Origin of the sequence: Methylacidimicrobium tartarophylax, assembly GCF_902143375.2 — a bacterium.
GTDB lineage: Bacteria > Verrucomicrobiota > Verrucomicrobiia > Methylacidiphilales > Methylacidiphilaceae > Methylacidimicrobium > Methylacidimicrobium tartarophylax.
Genome location: NZ_CABFVA020000082.1, coordinates 1 through 17642 on the forward strand (window position 1 = coordinate 1; position 17642 = coordinate 17642).

The 17642-nt window shown below is 59.5% G+C and carries 13 protein-coding genes and 3 pseudogenes; 7 read left to right on the plus strand and 9 right to left on the minus strand.

Features of this window, described 5'->3' with window-relative positions; genetic code table 11:
* Positions 1 to 456 precede the first annotated feature (456 nt).
* Complete coding sequence (locus tag MAMT_RS07635) at positions 457 to 1017, minus strand: recombinase family protein (RefSeq protein ID WP_142660392.1); 561 nt, start codon at positions 1015 to 1017, stop codon at positions 457 to 459.
* 394 nt (positions 1018 to 1411) lie between these two features.
* On the opposite strand from MAMT_RS07635, the gene MAMT_RS07640 reads away from it, so the two are divergent.
* From MAMT_RS07640 to MAMT_RS07650, 3 genes are all read left to right on the plus strand, one after another.
* Positions 1412 to 1603, plus strand: coding sequence for a tetratricopeptide repeat protein (locus MAMT_RS07640; RefSeq protein ID WP_178087008.1), 192 nt, complete (start codon positions 1412 to 1414; stop codon positions 1601 to 1603).
* Positions 1604 to 1885: 282 nt separating this feature from the next.
* Positions 1886 to 2125, plus strand: coding sequence for a hypothetical protein (locus MAMT_RS07645; protein WP_142660393.1), 240 nt, complete (start codon positions 1886 to 1888; stop codon positions 2123 to 2125).
* Entirely contained in the window at positions 2113 to 5454 is a 3342-nt protein-coding gene (locus MAMT_RS07650) for an NERD domain-containing protein (RefSeq protein ID WP_142660394.1), read from the plus strand. The genes MAMT_RS07645 and MAMT_RS07650 overlap by 13 nt, the downstream gene beginning before the upstream one ends.
* 395 nt (positions 5455 to 5849) lie before the next feature.
* Here MAMT_RS07650 and MAMT_RS07655 read toward each other — a convergent pair whose 3' ends face one another.
* On the minus strand, positions 5850 to 6662 hold the full coding sequence (locus MAMT_RS07655; protein ID WP_142660395.1) for a hypothetical protein: 813 nt from the start codon (positions 6660 to 6662) through the stop codon (positions 5850 to 5852).
* A complete protein-coding gene (locus tag MAMT_RS07660) occupies positions 6659 to 6949 on the minus strand; it encodes a hypothetical protein (protein ID WP_142660396.1) in 291 nt (96 codons plus the stop codon). Before MAMT_RS07660 ends, MAMT_RS07655 begins: the two co-directional genes overlap by 4 nt.
* 536 nt (positions 6950 to 7485) lie before the next feature.
* Between MAMT_RS07660 and mobF the strand changes: the two genes are divergently transcribed.
* Positions 7486 to 10929 carry a MobF family relaxase gene (mobF, locus tag MAMT_RS07665; RefSeq protein ID WP_178087009.1) on the plus strand — a complete coding sequence of 1148 codons (3444 nt, stop codon included), beginning with the start codon at positions 7486 to 7488 and terminating at the stop codon, positions 10927 to 10929.
* Here mobF and MAMT_RS07670 read toward each other — a convergent pair.
* The 4 genes from MAMT_RS07670 to MAMT_RS07685 form a co-directional block, all read right to left on the minus strand.
* Entirely contained in the window at positions 10926 to 11225 is a 300-nt protein-coding gene (locus tag MAMT_RS07670) for a hypothetical protein (RefSeq protein ID WP_142660399.1), read from the minus strand. The two genes, mobF and MAMT_RS07670, sit on opposite strands and share 4 nt — an antisense overlap.
* Positions 11226 to 11752: 527 nt before the next feature.
* The gene (locus MAMT_RS07675) at positions 11753 to 12616 is read right to left on the minus strand and encodes a replication protein RepA (protein ID WP_142660400.1); all 864 of its coding nucleotides are present in this window, start codon (positions 12614 to 12616) and stop codon (positions 11753 to 11755) included.
* A complete protein-coding gene (locus MAMT_RS07680; protein WP_142660401.1) occupies positions 12613 to 12870 on the minus strand; it encodes a CopG family transcriptional regulator in 258 nt (85 codons plus the stop codon). Before MAMT_RS07680 ends, MAMT_RS07675 begins: the two co-directional genes overlap by 4 nt.
* A gap of 33 nt (positions 12871 to 12903) precedes the next feature.
* Complete coding sequence (locus MAMT_RS07685; protein WP_142660402.1) at positions 12904 to 13551, minus strand: AAA family ATPase; 648 nt, start codon at positions 13549 to 13551, stop codon at positions 12904 to 12906.
* A gap of 94 nt (positions 13552 to 13645) precedes the next feature.
* On the opposite strand from MAMT_RS07685, the pseudogene MAMT_RS11405 reads away from it, so the two are divergent.
* Both MAMT_RS11405 and MAMT_RS07690 read left to right on the plus strand, forming a co-directional pair.
* A pseudogene (locus MAMT_RS11405) lies at positions 13646 to 13897 on the plus strand (IS1634 family transposase); the annotation flags it as partial.
* A 168-nt stretch (positions 13898 to 14065) separates the two neighbouring features.
* Positions 14066 to 15159, plus strand: a pseudogene (locus MAMT_RS07690) (IS3 family transposase); the annotation flags it as partial.
* Positions 15160 to 15429: 270 nt separating this feature from the next.
* On the opposite strand, the gene MAMT_RS07695 reads toward MAMT_RS07690, so the two are convergent.
* Entirely contained in the window at positions 15430 to 15861 is a 432-nt protein-coding gene (locus MAMT_RS07695; RefSeq protein ID WP_142660403.1) for a PIN domain-containing protein, read from the minus strand.
* A 410-nt stretch (positions 15862 to 16271) separates the two neighbouring features.
* Entirely contained in the window at positions 16272 to 16967 is a 696-nt protein-coding gene (locus tag MAMT_RS07700) for a hypothetical protein (protein ID WP_142660404.1), read from the minus strand.
* A gap of 560 nt (positions 16968 to 17527) precedes the next feature.
* On the opposite strand from MAMT_RS07700, the pseudogene MAMT_RS11995 reads away from it, so the two are divergent.
* A pseudogene (locus MAMT_RS11995) lies at positions 17528 to 17642 on the plus strand (IS481 family transposase); the annotation flags it as partial.

The following is a 17642-nucleotide window of genomic DNA, read 5'->3' on the forward strand; positions in this document are numbered from 1 at the left end:
GGCGCAGTTCAGGACCGCGAATAAAATTATGTGCCACCTCTTTTGATATGAATAACAGCTTAACGGCACTTCCATGACACATTATTTACGCTTGCGGTCGCCTCGATGCGGCATGATCGTCCGCGCATATGGGTTCGGTCCTAAAAGATATGCCAAGGTCGAGGTGCCTCGCCGAACAATCCGACGTTAATCAGGAACGAAGAGCCTGCGGGCCTCCCTCACCGAACTCCCGCTCCCTCTACTCTACACTCCCATCCTCGGCTCCTGCGATTCCAGCAAGATGGTTCGCGTCTTGTCTCGCTGACTTTTCGTCCGGAAGTTCGGCTAAGCCTCGCCAGGCATTCGTAGCGGCCGGAACTTATCGTGGTAGACCCGCTTGCGCTACCACCAGATTTATCGCCGGTCAGTTTGATGTGTTTCGCTCGGCGACGGAGAGAATAGAGCGCCGGGGCACGGTCAGCCGTCCGTTCTCAGATATTGGTAGAGGGTTTCGCGGCTGATGCCGAACTCGCGGGCGAGCTGTGCCTTCTTCTCGCCAGCAGCGGCGCGCCGGCGCAGTTCGGACACCCGCTCCGGAGACAGCGCCTTCTTGCGACCCCGATAGGCCCCCCGCTGCCTGGCAAGTGCGATGCCCTCGCGCTGCCGCTCGCGGATCAAGGCTCGCTCGAACTCGGCGAACGCTCCCATTACCGATAGCATCAGGTGCGCCATCGGCGAGTCCTCGCCGGTGAAGATCAGGCTCTCTTTGACGAACTCGATCCGCACGCCGCGCTGGGTGAGCTTCTGCACCAGTCGTCGCAGGTCGTCGAGGTTGCGCGCCAGCCGGTCCATACTGTGCACGACCACCGTGTCGCCCCCGCGAACGAAGGCAATCAGCCGTTCCAACTCGGGACGCTGTGTGTCCTTGCCCGATGCCTTATCGGTGAACAGCCGATCCACCAAAACATGCTCAAGTTGGCGTTCCGGATTCTGGTCGAAGCTGCTGACGCGGACGTAGCCGATGCGCTGACCGTGCAAGGTGCCCTCCTCAGGGAAATGTGTCAGGAAGACATCTATGACCTTTGACGGTATGTGTCAATCTTTTCAGAAATTGACTCTATTCTGACGCTATTTCGCCGCTCTGCCTGGCGCCAGTTTAGGGTATACTACAACTGGACACACCGACCGGCACCCTGAGCGCGGCACGGGCTTCGGCGCACATGTCAAAGTCTCGGCGTACGATTTTTTCCGTTTTCTCTGTTCGCCCCTTTTCATTAGCAAGCCTACGAGACAGAAATGGATCGAGATGTTGCCGCAACGCCCGGATCGGTTGCCGACACGGGGTCAAAGAGAAGTAGATTAGCTCCATCGCTGCCTTGAGCTGGAAAACAGCAAAGACTGGCACAGCCTTTTGACGGTTTCCCAGGCCTGGGTGAAGGCATATCCCGCCAGCGCAGTGGCTTGGTGCATCCTGGGTCTTGCGTACAGCCGAACCGATCGACCTGCTGAGGCGATTGACGCTTGGCGCGAGGCCTTGAAGATCAATCCGCAAGATGAGAAGGCTTGGTATAACGTAGGCATTACCCATAAGCTAGCCGGTGAGCATGACCAAGTGATAGACTAACTTGCGGGGATCACGAAAACCGCCCTGCGTTCGTTTGGGCATGGAGAAAACGTAGACCGACCATGTCGCATGCAGCAGCACCGCAAAACTTCAGTTCCCCGAACAATCGCCGAACTTTGACCCGAACGAGGTGCTTCAGGTGCTCATGCCAGCTGCGACTACTTTCTCTGAGCCCGGCCCATACACGGCTCTGATTCTCGTGGATGACGAAAAAGCAGGGACGGCGTCGCTTCGGGTGGAGCCATTGACAGTCGTGGGTCCACGGCCGACGGGAAAAACTCCATGACGAAACATCTCCTTCTCCACGGCGAACAGCTGGAGCAGACGACGGGGATCGGAAAAAAGCCGATCTTCCATATGGCTTTCTGCCCGGCAATGGAAATTCACGGCTGGCGTTTTTCAATTGCAGTGGCGAAGCTCGGTGCGCTCCAGCTCGTGGGAGAGCAAGCCGATGGGAGCTTTAAGCTCCGTCGCCGTTCAGCCGACCTAGCATTGCGGAGCCCCCCCCGTTGGCCTCGATAGAGATCTTCATCGGCGCGCCGATTGAGTATGCTTCCGAGCGTGCCACGCTGAAGCACGCCTGTGAATTTCTGTCAGGGCATGGTATTCCAGCCGTCATCCTTGCGAATGTGAATCTTGGCGACCGGCAGGTCGATCTCGTCATCGCGATTGACCACGCCGCGCTGGTCATCGAGTCAAAAGGCTTCACTTCGGCCTTGCGCGGAGGATATAACGGCGATTGGGAAACTCGACTTGCTTCCGGTGCCTGGAAAAAATTCAGAAATCCATATCTCCAGGCCCTCAGCGAGAAGATGGCGCTGCGTGATGCGATGCGAATCTTCGCCGGGGCCGAAGTTCCTTATCCGGGCGCGGCCCTGGTCTTCGTTCCAGCCGTTCCTCCCGGTTCGACGATCAAGCGGGGTAATTTGAAGGTTTCGATCGGCGGCCTCGATGAACTTCCGGCGTTTATCACATCGATGAAGCGAGACGGGTGGCCATTGGATCAGTGGCGCGCCTTCGCGGCCCAACATCGGTTGCTCCCGGCACCATCAATCGACGCGGCCTTGAGCCTGCAATTGCTCGACGCCGAGCAGTTGCTCGGCGCCTACCGTGAAGCATTCATGCGAACCTACGGCGGAGCTGCGTCTGAGATGGTCCCCATGTTGTGCGTTTGCGAAGGCGAAGAGCTTTCGTCGGAGGTCGTGCTGGACCGCTCCGTGCAGGGCGACAACGTGTTGCTGACGGGGCCTTCAGGATGCGGCAAGAGCCTGCTCTCCTACCGCATCGGGCTCGCCGGGTTGGCGCGCGGAAACGTGCCGATCATTGTGCCGGCGAAAGACTTTGAAGAAAACTTCCGCGATGTGGTGAATCGCGAGGCCGCCTTGCTCGAGGCGGAGTCTGCGGGCGCGGTGATTTCCGCTGCACGGCGGCTGAACCGCCGACTTATGCTTGTCGTGGACGGCTACAACGAATGCATGCCAGGGGAACGACAGCGCTTGACGCGAAGTATTGCTGCGGCCGTGAAACGGTATGATGCGCAAGCCGTCATCTCCAGTAGGATGCCGCTTGAGCGCGGCGATCTTCTACCCTCACGAAGCTACGCGGTGCAGATTCCCGACACCAAAACAAAACTGGCCATCGCGCAACAGGCGGCCGGCGGCGTTTCTGCCGAACCGTTTGAGGAATTGCTCGGCTCCGTCGCAAGCGGTCTTGAAGCGAAGATGATCGGGCAGTTGGGACAGCAGTTGCCGCCCGACACCAGTAAGTATGGCCTGTTTGATGCCTATGTCCGCGAGCGACTCGGCTCTGCCGCTTCCGATGGCATTCGCGCTCTGTCCCGCATCGCCGGAATGATGACCGAGCGCATAACTTTCGGCCTTTCGGTCCGGGAGCTAGACCGCCTGTCAGATAGAGAAGGGATATCAGGCGCTTTATTGCAGAAGCTTGCAGACGCAAACATTCTAGGCAGGCGTGGTGACCGGGTGAGTTTCAGCCACGAAATGTTCCTCAACGTATTCGCGGCCGAAGCGATCATCCGGCGCGCGGACGACGATCCTGAAGCGGTGGTGACGGCACTGCGGTTGCCGCAGCATCTTGAGATGAAACCGTTCGTACTGGGAGCGATCGACGATAACAGCTTCCGGCGTCAGGTGTTGCCGCAGCTATCAGACGAGCGGGTAATCCGGGCGTGCCTGGCAGGCCAATGCGGACCCGATGCGCGGCTCTGGGCAAACGAGCGCTGCGATGAGGTACTTGCGCGGGTCGGCCAGGAAATTGAGAGCGTGCAGTTTGACGTTTCCGACGAGTTCATGTGGCACGTGCAAGCAAAACCAGAGACGGTTCAGTCGTGGTCTGCGCAGGATCGTGCCATCCTTGCAGTTATTCCGGACGAGCTGATAGCGGGCCGCCGTCTCGATGAGTTGCTCAGTCTCATAGGAAAAATGGATGATCGGTTGGAGGAAGAACACCGCAGATTGCTTGATCAAGCCAGGGAAAAGAAGCTTGGTCTGCGAACGGGCCTCTATGCGGTCTGCTATGCGGACGTCATGATGCCCAAAATTGGGCTTTCGTGCATTTGCAGTCCCATTGGGAAAGGTCTCCTCTACAGCGGACCAAAGGTCGCAGCGAATGCGAACCTGCTCGGGCGGTTGCAGTCGGAAGCCTTGAGCCCTGGCCAGATTGGTCTGCTGATCGAACTCGACAGGTATTCCGAACGCGACGCGCCCTCAATCGGAACGATCCTTCCCGGAATTCTCGTTCGAATGTGGCCGAAGGCCACCCGCCATCTGCGGCTCGGGTTGATGCGTGCGGCGGAGAGGAGCGCCCACGCATTAAATGACGATGAGCGGCGCGCATTGATTGCCGCCATCAAGGCAACGTGCATGACCAATAGCGGCTTGGACTACTGTGGAAGGCTTGATGCGCTCAAATCTCTCGGCGCGCTCGACGACGATCAGGAAGAACATGTCGCGACCGTTAGAGCAGAGATGAACGAGGTGTTGGCCGACAGGGACAATCCTGATTCATGGAGGCGTGCGGCCGGCCTATGGAACGCGCAATTCGATCATCCCTATGATGGTGCGTATTGGGAAGGCTGGTACGACCTTTCCGGCGACGACCGCAAGGTCTTGCAGGTGATGGCCGCGAAGAGCGTCGATTGCGACTCGATGTTCACACCCTCCTTGATCGCGGAGGTCGCATCACATTCGGAACCGGCCGTCGCACCAATCATTGAGCGCTTCACAGGATTGCCGCCCAAGAAGAATCCATTCTTTCACGACAGCATTCGCACGTTCGCAATGGCCCATGTGGCGCTCGCGCGCCTGCGCTGCCCTTTGCCTGACCGTTCGGCCGAAGCGGTCTCTGCGGCGGACCATGCGCTATTGGCTTCCGGCCGGCTGCTCTACTGGCTGCATCGCGACGACCTTCCATTGTCGGAACGCAAGTCGAATTGTGCAGCCCCACTCGCCATCCTATCGCGGCATGAAACCGGTGTCGCGGCTGCCGTCGTCGGGGAATTCTTGATGTCGGACCTCATTGAAAAAGCGAGACCGCTTGCGGGCTCGGAGCCGATTGTGACCTCTTTTGGACAATTCTTCCCTGATGAGATCGCAGCGATTTACCGGGCGGCCCTTGAAAAGTCGACCCTTCAATCCGGCTATTTCGAGTTTTTCCGCATTGAAGACGTGATTGCAAAGGCTTTAGTGAATGTGGGGCGGTACGGTAGTGCGAGCGACATTCCGCTGCTTCGATCTTGGTCAATCCATTCTGATCTGGGGCGCTTCGCGATACAGGCGATCAGGGAGATTGAAGAAGCACCCGGCCAGATGAAGTTACGTGCCAAGGGATAGAGGCGGGCGGGCGAACGCGATCGACAGACAACGCGGGATGCCAGCCCTTCGCGCCACCGAAAAGCTCATTGGCCCAAGAGATTAAAACGCCCTAACTAGAGGCGAAGCAACGCCAGCAGAGCTTGCCTGACCGCTCGGGTAGACCAGCCAAGGCCGCTAATGCCCGTGGACGTTCACCGTATCATGGTTGAGGACCGAATAGGTGAGATAGAGAAAAGAATCCGGCCAGGGTGGCCACCTAGTGGAAATTCTTCTCGAATGGCTTCCCCTGCTTTTCGAAAGAGTCACTCTCCTGTTCCTTCGGGTCCTCGGTGGGATCATGACGGTTCATGGTGTCATGATCGAGCCTCGAGAAGCCACAAACGGCTTGAGGCGCTGCACCGGCGGGCAGCGTGCTAGGGCTTTTTGGGAGATGGCTTCGCGCCAGCCTCAGTCTTGAACTCCTTGAACTCAGGGACAACGTACCGATGCCCGTTTTCGTCGGTCACGTCCCGGTAACTGTACATGCTAGGGTATTTTGCGCGGACGCATGGCTCCTTGGAACCATCGGGGGCCGTGCAAACTCCCCAGACCAGCCGCCCATGCAGCCCGGCTGCCCGATCCAGTTGAGCGAGCTTCTCTTTCATTTCGCTGATCTTGGCTTGCTCATTAAGCTTGTCGTTGAACACCTTTGAGGACTCCCGCTTAAGATCGGCGAGCGCCTCTTCTTTGTTTTGGAGTTCTTCTGCCAAGCTCTCCGCCTTGTGTGAGAGCACGCCGACGGCCACCAAGCCGACTAGCATCAGGCCGGCGAACGCCGCCATCACCTGCCATGACGTCTTTTTGTCTGCCGCTCGGTTGGCTTTTATGGCCGCTTCTTCTGCCTTGGCTGCCTTGACTCTCTCCTGGTACTTCGCCGCTTCCCTCTCCGCCGCTTCGAGCCGCTTGACCGCTCCCGCTGTTAAACTCTCGATAGACTGCGCGGCCTGGGCCGTGAGGGACTGAATTTCAGCAGACGCTTGAGCGGCGGACCTGCCGACCGCCGCGATCGCTGCCCGCTCTACCGCTCCCGGAATGGCCGCAAGCGTGCTGTTGGCCGTGGCGAGCAGTTGTTGCGCGGCCTTGACGACATTGTTGGACGTTGCTTCGTAGGCTTGGAGCGCCTTGGCCCGCTCCTTGGTTTCCTCGAAAAGATCAACGGCGATATTCTCTAACTCGGCTTCTTTCATGCCCGTCTCCATCGCTCTAGCTCGCGGTCGGCCAGATAGCTCGCCGCGAGATACCACGTCGCCCCTTCCTGCGGCCGCTCGCATCCCTCCGCCTTCGCCCATGCGATCAACCGGGCAGGGTTCGCGCCGCTTTCGTAAGCGAGCCTATTGATAACTTGGCCTTTCATTTCGTCATATCCACGTTCCAGCGTGCGGGCCTCCGGCGTCGGTTGAACCGGGATCAACGGGCGATCAGGCTTCGCACCTTCCCGCCGCCGCTCCGCGTCATTCGAGGGATAGGTTTGCACTCTCCTTCGTCTCCTCCTGCTTTTCTTGGCGAGTCTTCTTTGACGCTTTACGTCTTTTTGCACTCGCCCGTCGCAAGTAGTCTCGCAGAGTCCTAGGTGTTACTTCCAATCCACGCTGTCCAAGCCACTCCGCGAGCATTTCCCGAGTCCAGCCCTCTTTTAGCTTGGCGTAAAGAGAAGGACGAAGATAGCCGATAGCTTGCGCAAGCCTCATCTCATTTTCTGCACGAGCCGGCTCGGCTTCAAGTTGGCGTTTAATATCGTCTAGTTTGTCTATTTTATACGTCTTAAATGTCGTCATAAGTGAGTCGAATATCACAGAGAATAGGCGAGGTCAACGCCTTTGGACGTTTTGCGATCATCGGAAAACCGACTGCGGGCGGATCGGCCTGCTGCAGCCGATTTGATTAAGTCGAGACATTGAGCGTGTAAAGCGTTGATTTAGTGGCACATAGCTTCGCTCTACCCGCAAAGCGGGAGTATTGCGTTCTCAACAATTTTCTGGAAGTCATGCGAGGGCCCTGTATCCTCAAGGGGTGATCAAGCCGTTTGCTCTAAAGGGAAAGTCCAAAGGAGCAGCACAGCACCTAACGGCTCACTTCCAAGCTGACTACTATGGACAAGAGATTGGCGAGTGGGGGGGCAAGCTGGCAGAAGAGCTTGGACTAAAGGGCAAGGTAGAGGCAGGGGACAAGCGTTTCGTCCAAATGCTCCAAGGGAAGCACGCGGGCAAGCCTCTCACGATCCGGGGGGAACAAACCGAGCGGACGGCCTACGACATCAACCTGACCTGCCCGAAGTCCGTCTCGATCATGGCCGAGTTCGATCCGCGCATAAAGCAGGCGTTCCGCGAGGCTTCGCGGGAGGCGTTCGGCGAGCTTGAGAAATGGGCTGCCCGCCGTGTCCGAGACGGCGGGAACCATGAGACCAAGAATAGCCGAGTGACCGGCAACCTCGCGGCGGCCCTATTTTTTCACGATACGAACCGGGACATTGATCCGCACCTGCATTGTCATTGCGTGGTCGCAAACGCCACGCGAGGCGAGGGCGGGCGCGTCTATGCCCTCGAAACCTCCGAGATTTTTGCTCAAATGACCTACCTGGGCCGGGTGCAGGAAAGCCTCTTGGCACGGAAGGTCGCGGCCCTGGGCTATCGGGTCGAGACGATCCAGGAGAAGGGCAAGGTCAAGACTTGGCGGATCGGGGGCGTCTCGGCGGAGATGGAAACCCGGTTCTCCCGGGGATCGAAGCGGGTCGAGCAGGAGGCGCAGAAGGAGCTTGCCCGTCGAAAAGCCCTGCTCGCGGTCCATGCGCGGGAGGCTCCCGGCATGTCCGTTTATGACTGGCTCAAGGCTCGGGGAGACTGCCCTTGGTCTGACCTGTCCGCACAAACCCTCTCGGTTCGGGAGAGGGACGTGGTTGAGCGAAACACCCGGCCCCGCAAGCTCGAATTGACGGTGGAGGAACGGAAGGAGCGCGTCTTGGAGCGGATGCCGCCCGAAGTCCAATACCGGCTGCACGAGCTTGTGGGCCACGCATCGCGGATCGGGCCGAAGTTCTGCCAGCAAAGCGACGGGATGGCGTTTGAGCGGACCAGGGACCGGCTCATGGAACGCAAGTCCGAGGTCTCGGCAGCCGAGTTCATTGCGGAGGCCCTGCGGCATGATCCCCTGGCCGACTACCGGCAGCTAGGCCGGGAAGTTGAGTCCGGCATGGTCCGGCTCCACGGCGAGGGCCTGGGCGCACGCATAACCACGCAAGCCACCATGGAGCGCGAGGCGGCAAGCGTGCAAATGGCCGAGGCCCGCATGGGACCGGCGCTTGCTCCTGATGCGGATTTCGCAAGCTGGCGGGGCGTAATGGGGCAGAAGCTAGGCGAGGATCAGAAGCGGGCGCTTGAAATGGTGGCCCGGACGGATCGGATGGCCGCGGTCATCCAGGGCGACGCCGGGACCGGCAAGACTACTTCGATGATGGCTCTGCGCGACGTGTTGGCGGCTCGCGGCCTCGATGTCGAATTTCTTTCTCCGCAACTTTCCGGGGTGGCCGCTCTCAAGTCCGATGGGCTGCCCGCTCGCACGGTGGCGAGCTTCTTGCAGACCAAGGAACCGACTTCGGCAAAGCTTCTCGTGGTCGATGAAGCAGGCTTGATCGGGTCCATAGACGGCTACCGGCTTCTCGGGGCTGCCCGAGCGTCCGGGGCGCGGGTGCTCTTCGTCGGCGATACGAAGCAGAATCTCCCTGTGGCGGAGGGAGATTTCCTGCGGCTGCTCGAAGTACACAGCAAAATTGACCGGGCGCGATTGAGTGAGATTCGGCGGCAGCGCGATCCCGAGGTTCGGGCCTGGGTCGGCATGGTGGCCGATGGGAAGGTTAAGGAGGCCCTGACCGCGCTCCGCGACGGCGAGCTAGGGGAAAGGGGAACCATCGTCGAGCGGGGCGACTACCTGGAAGAAGCGGCCAGGCGCTATGTGAACGCCATAGAGAAAGGCGGCTCCGCGTTCTGCATCGCTCGCACCTGGGACGAGCTTGACCAAATTTCCTCAAGCGTGCGCGAGGGCCTGCGCGAGCGAGGAAAACTCGGGGAGGGTGTCGAGCGCATGGCTCTCCGCTCCTACGGTTGGACCAAGGCGGAGCTCGTCGATCTGTCCAGGTACGAGGCGGGCATGGGGGTTTCGGTCAAGGGCGAGACTTGGGAGGTTGAGGAAGTCACAAAGCAAGGGCTGGTGCTCTCGAACGGGCAGACGGTCGATCCTCGTCGGTCGCCGGTGCTGATCGCGGGCAAGCTCCGGCAACTGGATGTCGCCCCCGGCGACGAACTCCTTATCCGAGAGTCTCATCGCGGGGCCGAGCTCGTGAATAATGAGGTCGTGCGGGTCAAAGAGGTCCTGGGCGATGGGTCAATCAAGACGGCGGACGGGCGCTTAATCCCGCGAGAGTTTGCCTCTCTGGAATATGCCTACGCGAGAACGGCGCAGAGCATCCAAGGGCCTGCGGCGGACCGCGCGATCTTGGCGGTCGGCCAGGGATGGTCGGACAATAATTTCTACGTCGGCGTGAGTCGGGCGAGGGCATCCGTCGAGGTCGTGACTCCCTCCGCCGAGGCCCTGGCACAGAGCCGGGGAGGTTGGGCGCAGCGCAATCTCGCGCATGATCTCCTGCGGCAGCGGCAAGACTCTTGGCACTCGCGGATGAAAGAGGTTCGCCGCGAGATGGCCGGGAAACTGCAAGAGGCGGCGGAGTACGCCAAGGAAAAAATCGCGGAGGTAGTCACCTGGGCGAAAGAGCGCATGGGGATTCGGGAGCGGCCCGATCTGGTTGCGCAGTTCAGCGAGCGGCCCAGGGCGGTGTCGCCGGAGCGGTGGGCCGAGGCCCAGGCGAGGCTTGCAAAACGGCTGGCCGAGCGGCAGCAGCAGCGGGTAGAGGCGAAGCAGCGGCGCATCGAGGAGTTAAAGCGGAAGCAGGAAGAGAGGCTTAAGGCCAGGACCGAAGAAAAGCTCGATGCGGGGAGGCCCCTGGCTCCGCCGCGCTTCGTCGGCAAGCTGTTCAAGGAAGCGATGGCCGAGCGAAAGGCGTTGGAAACCACGCAAGGGCAGAGGCCGCTCACCGAGGCCGAGCGGAAGAAGCTCGAAAGACTCCAAGCGAACACCTCGCCGGTGCGATGGAGCCAGCGCGTCCGCCACCTGGAAGGACGAGTTGCCGAACTCGAACGGTCGGCGAAGCGGGGAGGCCCGGACGGGGAGAAAGCGGCAAAGAGCTTGGAGACGACGCGGGAAGAGTTGCAGTGTGCGTTGAAGGGCGAAGAACCAGCATGGAAGGTGCGGCAGCGCGAGGCAGATAAGTTGCGGCAAAAAAGTCCGGGGCTTGGGCCGGTGAAGACGCGCGGCGGGTACACCATGGAGCCCGGACGTGACTACGGCCCATATATCCCGCCTCCAACGATCGACGGCCCGGAACGCGGCATGAGTATGGGCCTCTAGCCGGGTCCCAGGGCCGCAAGCTGCGCCCTGGCCTTGGCGATGGGCCCGGGCTGTATGACCTGGATGGGGCGGAAGGGACGAGTTGCCGCAATCGGGTCCGGGGCTTGGCGAACGTCCCAGGGCTGGAGAACGTCGATTGAGGTTTTCGACCAGAGAGAGACGGCGTAACCGGGCAGGTTCTGGATTGGCTTCTTTCCGTGGCGTCCACGCCACTCGGCATGAGCTTTTGCCGTCGTTAGGCACTCGACCAGTCTCGCCAAGACATTCGCGGTCTGCACGACGTAGGCCTCCGCCATGCGATGCGGAAGGCTGTCTGAACTGCCGAGAGGCTTTTCTTTGGCGTTTCCTGGTGCCCTACCCCGCCCGAGCCTGCCCGGCGGTGAGGGCTTTCTGAGAGCCGCGACGCCGCAGGCGGCAACTGGCCCCCCCTGAGTCCTGGGGCCAGTTGAGCGGCGACCCCTCCGCTAAAGCAGCCGACGTGAAGCCTTTGGCGGCGCGGTCGGCTGCCTGTTGTTTGAACCTTTGCGAGCAATAGCGAGCCTCGATGTCTGGCTGGAGGGGGAGCCGACGCGAAGCGTTCGGGGGAACCGCGCAGCGGTGCCCCTCTTTCAGAGGTGGAAAAGCGGGTTTTTCACCGCGCTACGCCTCCTTATTACCGGTTATCTTCTCTATCGGTTAATACCTACCGGAGAACCTACCGGTTTAGGGGGGGTCCGATTTAACGGAGAAAGGGGGGTCCGATTTAACGGAGAAAGGGGGGTCCGATTTATCGAAAGGGGGGGTCCGATTTATCGTGAATAACTTTCCCAATTCGCCGACTTGTTCACGCTCCCCTGCACTTCTGGATTGGAGGAGGCGAACCAATAAGCAGCAGCCCGCCAGTGACTGGCTTCACCTTAGCTTGCGGGTAGACCGCCAACACCTTTTGCAATGCGGGCAAGAACTTCTTCTTAAAGTCCTTATCGGCATCCTTCCCGGTGTATTCCTGCGCGAACTGCTCGCGTAGGGCTTTCCAGTGCAGTGTCACGCCTCGGCCTTCCATGCGGTGCAGCCGGTGTGCGAGCCAACAATACACGTCCAGAGCAAGCGCGGAGCCCTTCAAAGCATGCAGGGCGCGATTGTCGAGCGGCACTGCACTTTGGAGAAGCGAGCTGTAGTAATCCTCGGACAAGATCATGGTGCCCGGCCACAAGGTGCGTTGCCTCCTATCTCTGTTCGTCAGCCACGCGTCGAACTGCTGCACCGGCTGGCCGTTGTATGTTCGCCCCTTGAATCCGAGCTGGAGTCTGCACGCAGCCAGCGCGTGCATTTGTTTGCGCAGCGCCGCGTAGCGCGCGCCCTGATCGTCCATGCCCATAAGGCTGAGGAACTCCGATGCGCTGTCGCCAAGCCGAATCTCCCGTGTTCGGTGGCGGACGGCGAATGTGGACATCCACGCCAAAGCCAGGCGTGGCAGGACGCCGTAAGGGAGCGGCTGCTGGACTGGTCCGTTCCCCTCGTCCAACCAACCCGCCTGAAGGTTTACCCACGCTGCGCCGGATCGTCGCATGAACTCGCGTCCTTCCACCTTGGCGCGCGGCAAACCAACTTGGCATAAGACCGTATGGGTGAAAGCCAGGGAGTCGCCAAGCGGGGGGGCCGCAATCTCGGTCGCCGCATCGACTATCGTTTTGGTCAGGCTCTTCATGAACCCTGTTTCCGCAATCCATCGATGGATAGGCCGTGTTCGACGGCGCGGTGAATCGCCAAGTTGATGACGGCGGCGCGGGACTGGCCGATCTCGGCGGCCAACTCATCCACCTTCATCAAGAGCCCGGGCGCAATGGTTAGGCTGATTTGCTGCTTGTTTCCTTTGCGAACGCCCCTTGGCTTCGGCTCCGCATCCGGCGCGGCGGCAATGAAGGCTTCCGCATTTTTCGCTTTCGGTCGTGTGATCGCCATAGTCACCTTTCTTAACTTAGTTTGAATATTATTTTACCCTTCAAACAATGCGTTAACCAGTGCGGATAACTCGGCGCTCGCCTTTGGGTCCGGCGGCTTGAGCTCAAGGACGGAAAGCCCCGCACCGGCGGCATTGGCGAAAGCCTTCCGGCGGCGGATCGGAGTCGCCAGGTACGCGAACTGCGGCACGTCCGCCACCGCGGCCGAGGCCTCCGCGTTGTCCGAGGAGGCTTCCCCGGGATCGGCGCAGTTCAGGACCGCGAAGGCCCGCAGCCCGTCGCGGACGCTCCGGGCCTCGTCGACCAAAGCGGCAATATCGTTGAGAGCCCAAACGTCATAGCTGCGTGGCTGAAAGGGAACTAAAAGCACATCGGACAACACCAAGGCGGCCCGCAAAGAGGTTGAGTCGCGCCCACCCGCGTCGATCACCACATCATCGAACTTGCCTCGTTGTTGTTGGACCTGGGCCCGTAACGTCTGGCCGTCCGGATAGGTAGCGCACGCGATTCCTGGTTGGCGGCCCGATTCGGCACGAATGCTGATTGCGGTTTGCGCCGTGCCTTGCCGGTCACCGTCGATGAGCCAGACATCGCGGCCGGCCCAGGCCCGGGCGATCGCCAAGTTTACCGCGAGCGTTGTCTTGCCGACTCCGCCTTTCGTGTTGCCTACTGTGAGAATCATATGCCACCGATTTTGATATGAAATAGCTATGTATAAAGTTGCTTTGCAAGATTTATTTCAACGCTGATACACTCCTCTTTAACAAAGCGGAAAACATTGGCGGCCCGATTAGGTCCGCAACCACGTGAAACTCTGCTTCTTGGCTTTTTGGATGAATGCCCGCCTCCGGACCGAATGAGTGGTCAAGGCGCTCCGCCGCCTTCAGGCGATCCGCTTGATCCGACTCGCCCCGAACGGACTGCCTTTGATCGGGCTCTTCTCCAGGATCCCCGCCAACATCAACGCATTGCTCCAAAAGCTCGACCTGCTCCCGCTCTTCGCTCGCCCGCACAAATGGGCCATGTAGGCAGAACGACAAAGGTGGAAAGTGCTGCTGTAAGCACTTGCGATACTACACAGCGGAAGTTCAGCTACCAGCCGAACGGCGCTAGCCGCATTTGCACTCTGCCGCCACCACTGGCTCGGAATATAGTGGAGCAAGGCACATAGCGCGGAGTTCAAGGCGAAGGTGGGAATGGAAGCGATCCGGGGGTTGAAGACGCTCAACGAGATTGGCCAGCAGTACGGGGTGCATCCAGTCGTGGTCGGGCATTGGAAGAAAGAGCTCCTGGAGCGGGCGGCGACGATTTTTGAAGGGAAGCGTGGGCCGAAGCCAGCTGCGCATGCGGATGAAGATCGGCTGTATGGGGAGATTGGTCGGCTGAAGATGGAGCTGGACTGGCTTAAAAAAAAGTCCGGACTATGAGCAGCGAGGCACGGATAGGCTGGATAGAGCGAGAGGCGGAACTGGCGGTGGTGCGGCAATGCGAACTGGCAGGGGTGGCGCGGGCTACGTTCTACGGGCGGGGGGCGTCTGGCGAGCAAAGCGAGGAGGATTTGCTGCTATGCCGGCTGATGGATGAGGAATACACGCGGCGGCCGTTTTACGGCAGCCGGCGGATGGTGGTTTTTCTGGGGCGACTGGGATATGTCGCAAACCGCAAGCGGGTGCAGCGGTTGATGCGCCATATGGGGTTGGCTGGGATGGCGCCGGGGCCTTCGACGAGCGTGGGACATCCCGAGCAGGCAGTTTATCCCTACCTGCTGCGCGGCGTGGAGGCCAGCCGGCCCGATCAGGTTTGGAGTACCGACATTACGTACATCCAACTCCTGCGAGGTTTCGTTTATCTGGTGGCGATCATCGACTGGTACTCGCGGCGGGTACTGGGCTGGCGGATCAGCAACAGCCTGGACACCTCGTTCTGCGTCGATTGTCTGGAGGATGCGTTGGCTCTGCACGGGAAGCCGGAGATCTTCAACAGCGATCAGGGCTCACAGTTCACCAGCGCTACGTTCACTGGCATGCTCAAGGGCGCAGGCATTGCGATTAGCATGGATGGAAGGGGTCGAGCGTTGGACAATATTTTTGTCGAACGGCTCTGGCGCAGCCTCAAACATGAGGACGTGTATCTGAAGGGGTACGGCACGGTAGCCGAGTTGACGCACGGGCTGGCGGAGTATTTCGCCTTCTACAACGGCGAGCGTCCGCACCAGTCGCTGGGCTACCGAACACCGAACGCCGTTTACGCGGATGGCAACGGAGGAGGGGCCAGCATCCCGGATCATTTCGGCGGAACGCGGGGAGAACGCCCTCCTCCGCTACGCTGCGCAGGGCGTTCTCCCCGCGTAACAACAGGGCAGCGCTGTTCCGCTGCGACTGAAGGAATAGATGCAGCTTAAATTCGGAGGAAATCTGTCTTGCCATCGGGGTCCACTGAAGAAGACAGCGCCTTGAACGTCGTGACACGCGCTTGCATTGCCTATCGGCGCCGTACCAAACGACCGCGCTGCGGTGATTCGGAAGATCGACCAGTTCCTTGCGGCGATACGACCAAAACTTTATCGGGTAGCCTCAGCGTCAGAATGGATGGAGACAACTGGAATGTCAGTTACGCGACACATGGGTTTGGTCGGTTTCTCCATCGTGACCAACTCGTCGACCTTGGCGACTACAGCGGCCGCGACGTGAAGCGCATCTATCGGCGTCATATCGTACTGTGAGGCTAGGTTCAGAGCCGTTTTAGTCAGCTTATCCGACGTCGACACGTTATCGGCGGCATTGTCCAATATGTTCTTCATAAACTCGAGCTCTTCCTGCATGCCGTGGAACGTGGGTTTAGGAAGAACTTCGAGACGCAGATAATTGCTGACCACCAACGTCCGGTTCGGATCCTCCACCACCTTTAACGCACGCTCCATGACCTTCTCTTCACCTCGAAAAGCTGCGATCAGAACGCTGGCGTCAACGTAAGTTCGCTTGCTCTTCATCATCTTCGAGTTCCCCTCTTCGACGCCTGACTTCTTCGAGAACTTCGTCTTCGGTCAGGAGCTTCATCCCTGCCTCAATCGCCTTTCTGCGAAGAGCCACAAGGCGTTGCCCCAACGGGGTACGCGGCACGAATCCTTCGGATGTTCCTCGAAAAGAGTTTTCATTCCCGACACTCGAGTAAGCGATGCCCCCAACATAAGTGAAAACCATTCTGTGAGCCACGCCACAATCGACAAGTGGAAGCGAACCTATGCACTCAGGAGGCAGCCGCGAAACACCCGAAGAAAGGACCTCCGCAGACGGGGGTCCTCCACGCAAGCAAACCAAGAGCTGGCTGGAACCGGGGGCTGACGGATAGCTTTGCTGCTGTGCCAACAACAACGCCCGCACCAATTCCCCAGAAAGATCCGCCTCAGCTTCGCTCAGCGGAGAGGAACTCGGCTCGAGTCTCTCGGTAGAGTGTCCAATAGGTCCCGAATCGCTCCAGGATCTCTTCCGCTCGGTCCTTAACCGGATGCTCCTTGTTGATGTTGCAGTGGAAGTTGCAGAAGATGACGATTCCATTGACCTTCTCTCCTCCCTCTTTCGTTAGTTCGCCGTCATCGAGTTGAAGATTCATTCTCGCCCCATCCAGCGAATAGGAGAAACGCAGCCCGACTCCACAAAGCTCCTTCTTTTGCTCGAGCCACGCGCCTTCCTTGAGAAACTGGCGCCTTAGGAAGCCGACCCCATCCGACGATAGTTCAACGAACGCGCGAAAGTTGATTCCCACTGCACTATATCGCGCATGCGGAAAAACTCCCACAAGGCCCTTGGCGATTTGTGCTACGGAGCTTTGTGCCGCATCGCCAGCAAGGAGACGGTCGGAAACTTGGAGGCGATCGGACAACGACAGGATCGAAACCCCGCTACCGAAAGCGACGGATGACACGGTGGGCGAATTCATGGACGGCGGCTGAGCGGCGATCTCCCACTCATCGGGGATGACCCTCTGCTTCTTTAGAAAATCTCCGTTGATGATTCCCGGACTCAAGCCGGCGCTGGCCAGAAGGACGACGACGCATTCGATCTCTTGCAACCCCTGCGGATCCCTTGGGTTATCGTTCATTCGCCTGCCCGCTTGTCGGAGATTGCCCTAGGAAGCGATTTGCTAAAGCGCGTTCGGCCTCCGTGCATTCTGGTCGGCGCATCCATTCCCGCACCAACCAGCCAGCATTAACTGGCGGCTCCCGGCGCGCATGGAGCGGAGCTCCGGAAATGCGCATAATAATGTCTGTGGGGCCATAAGAATTGCTCCCAACCCGGAGGACCACGCTGTCCTTCTCCTCGACCAACTCGACAGGCAGCCCGTCCGGGTACGCATAGACGATGGAGCGCATACGGCTTAACGTAGTCTTCCCCCTTAGACAGGAGCAACTCCGCTGCCATAGTCAACTGAATTTCCGTGGGGCATAACCGCATCTGAAGGCAGCAAAACACGTGGTCTTTTTGTTCTGCCTACAGGACTCACTTGCGGCTCTTCGCTGTGCGGAATGGATGGAGGGAGCAGATTTGCCATTGAGGGATGGCAAGAAATGGTGTTCTTGCCATCCGCCTTCGATGGATTTTGTGTCCGAACGATTCGCCGTCAAGGACACTTCGACTTCGTCGATCCTCCTTGATAGCGAATGGCTGCGGGCGCTGGCCAAGGTAGCACCCGTGAAAATCCGAACCATCCTCACCGATAACGGCAAGGAGTTCACCGATCGCGTCTTCGGCCAAGGAACCCATGAGTTTGACGCGC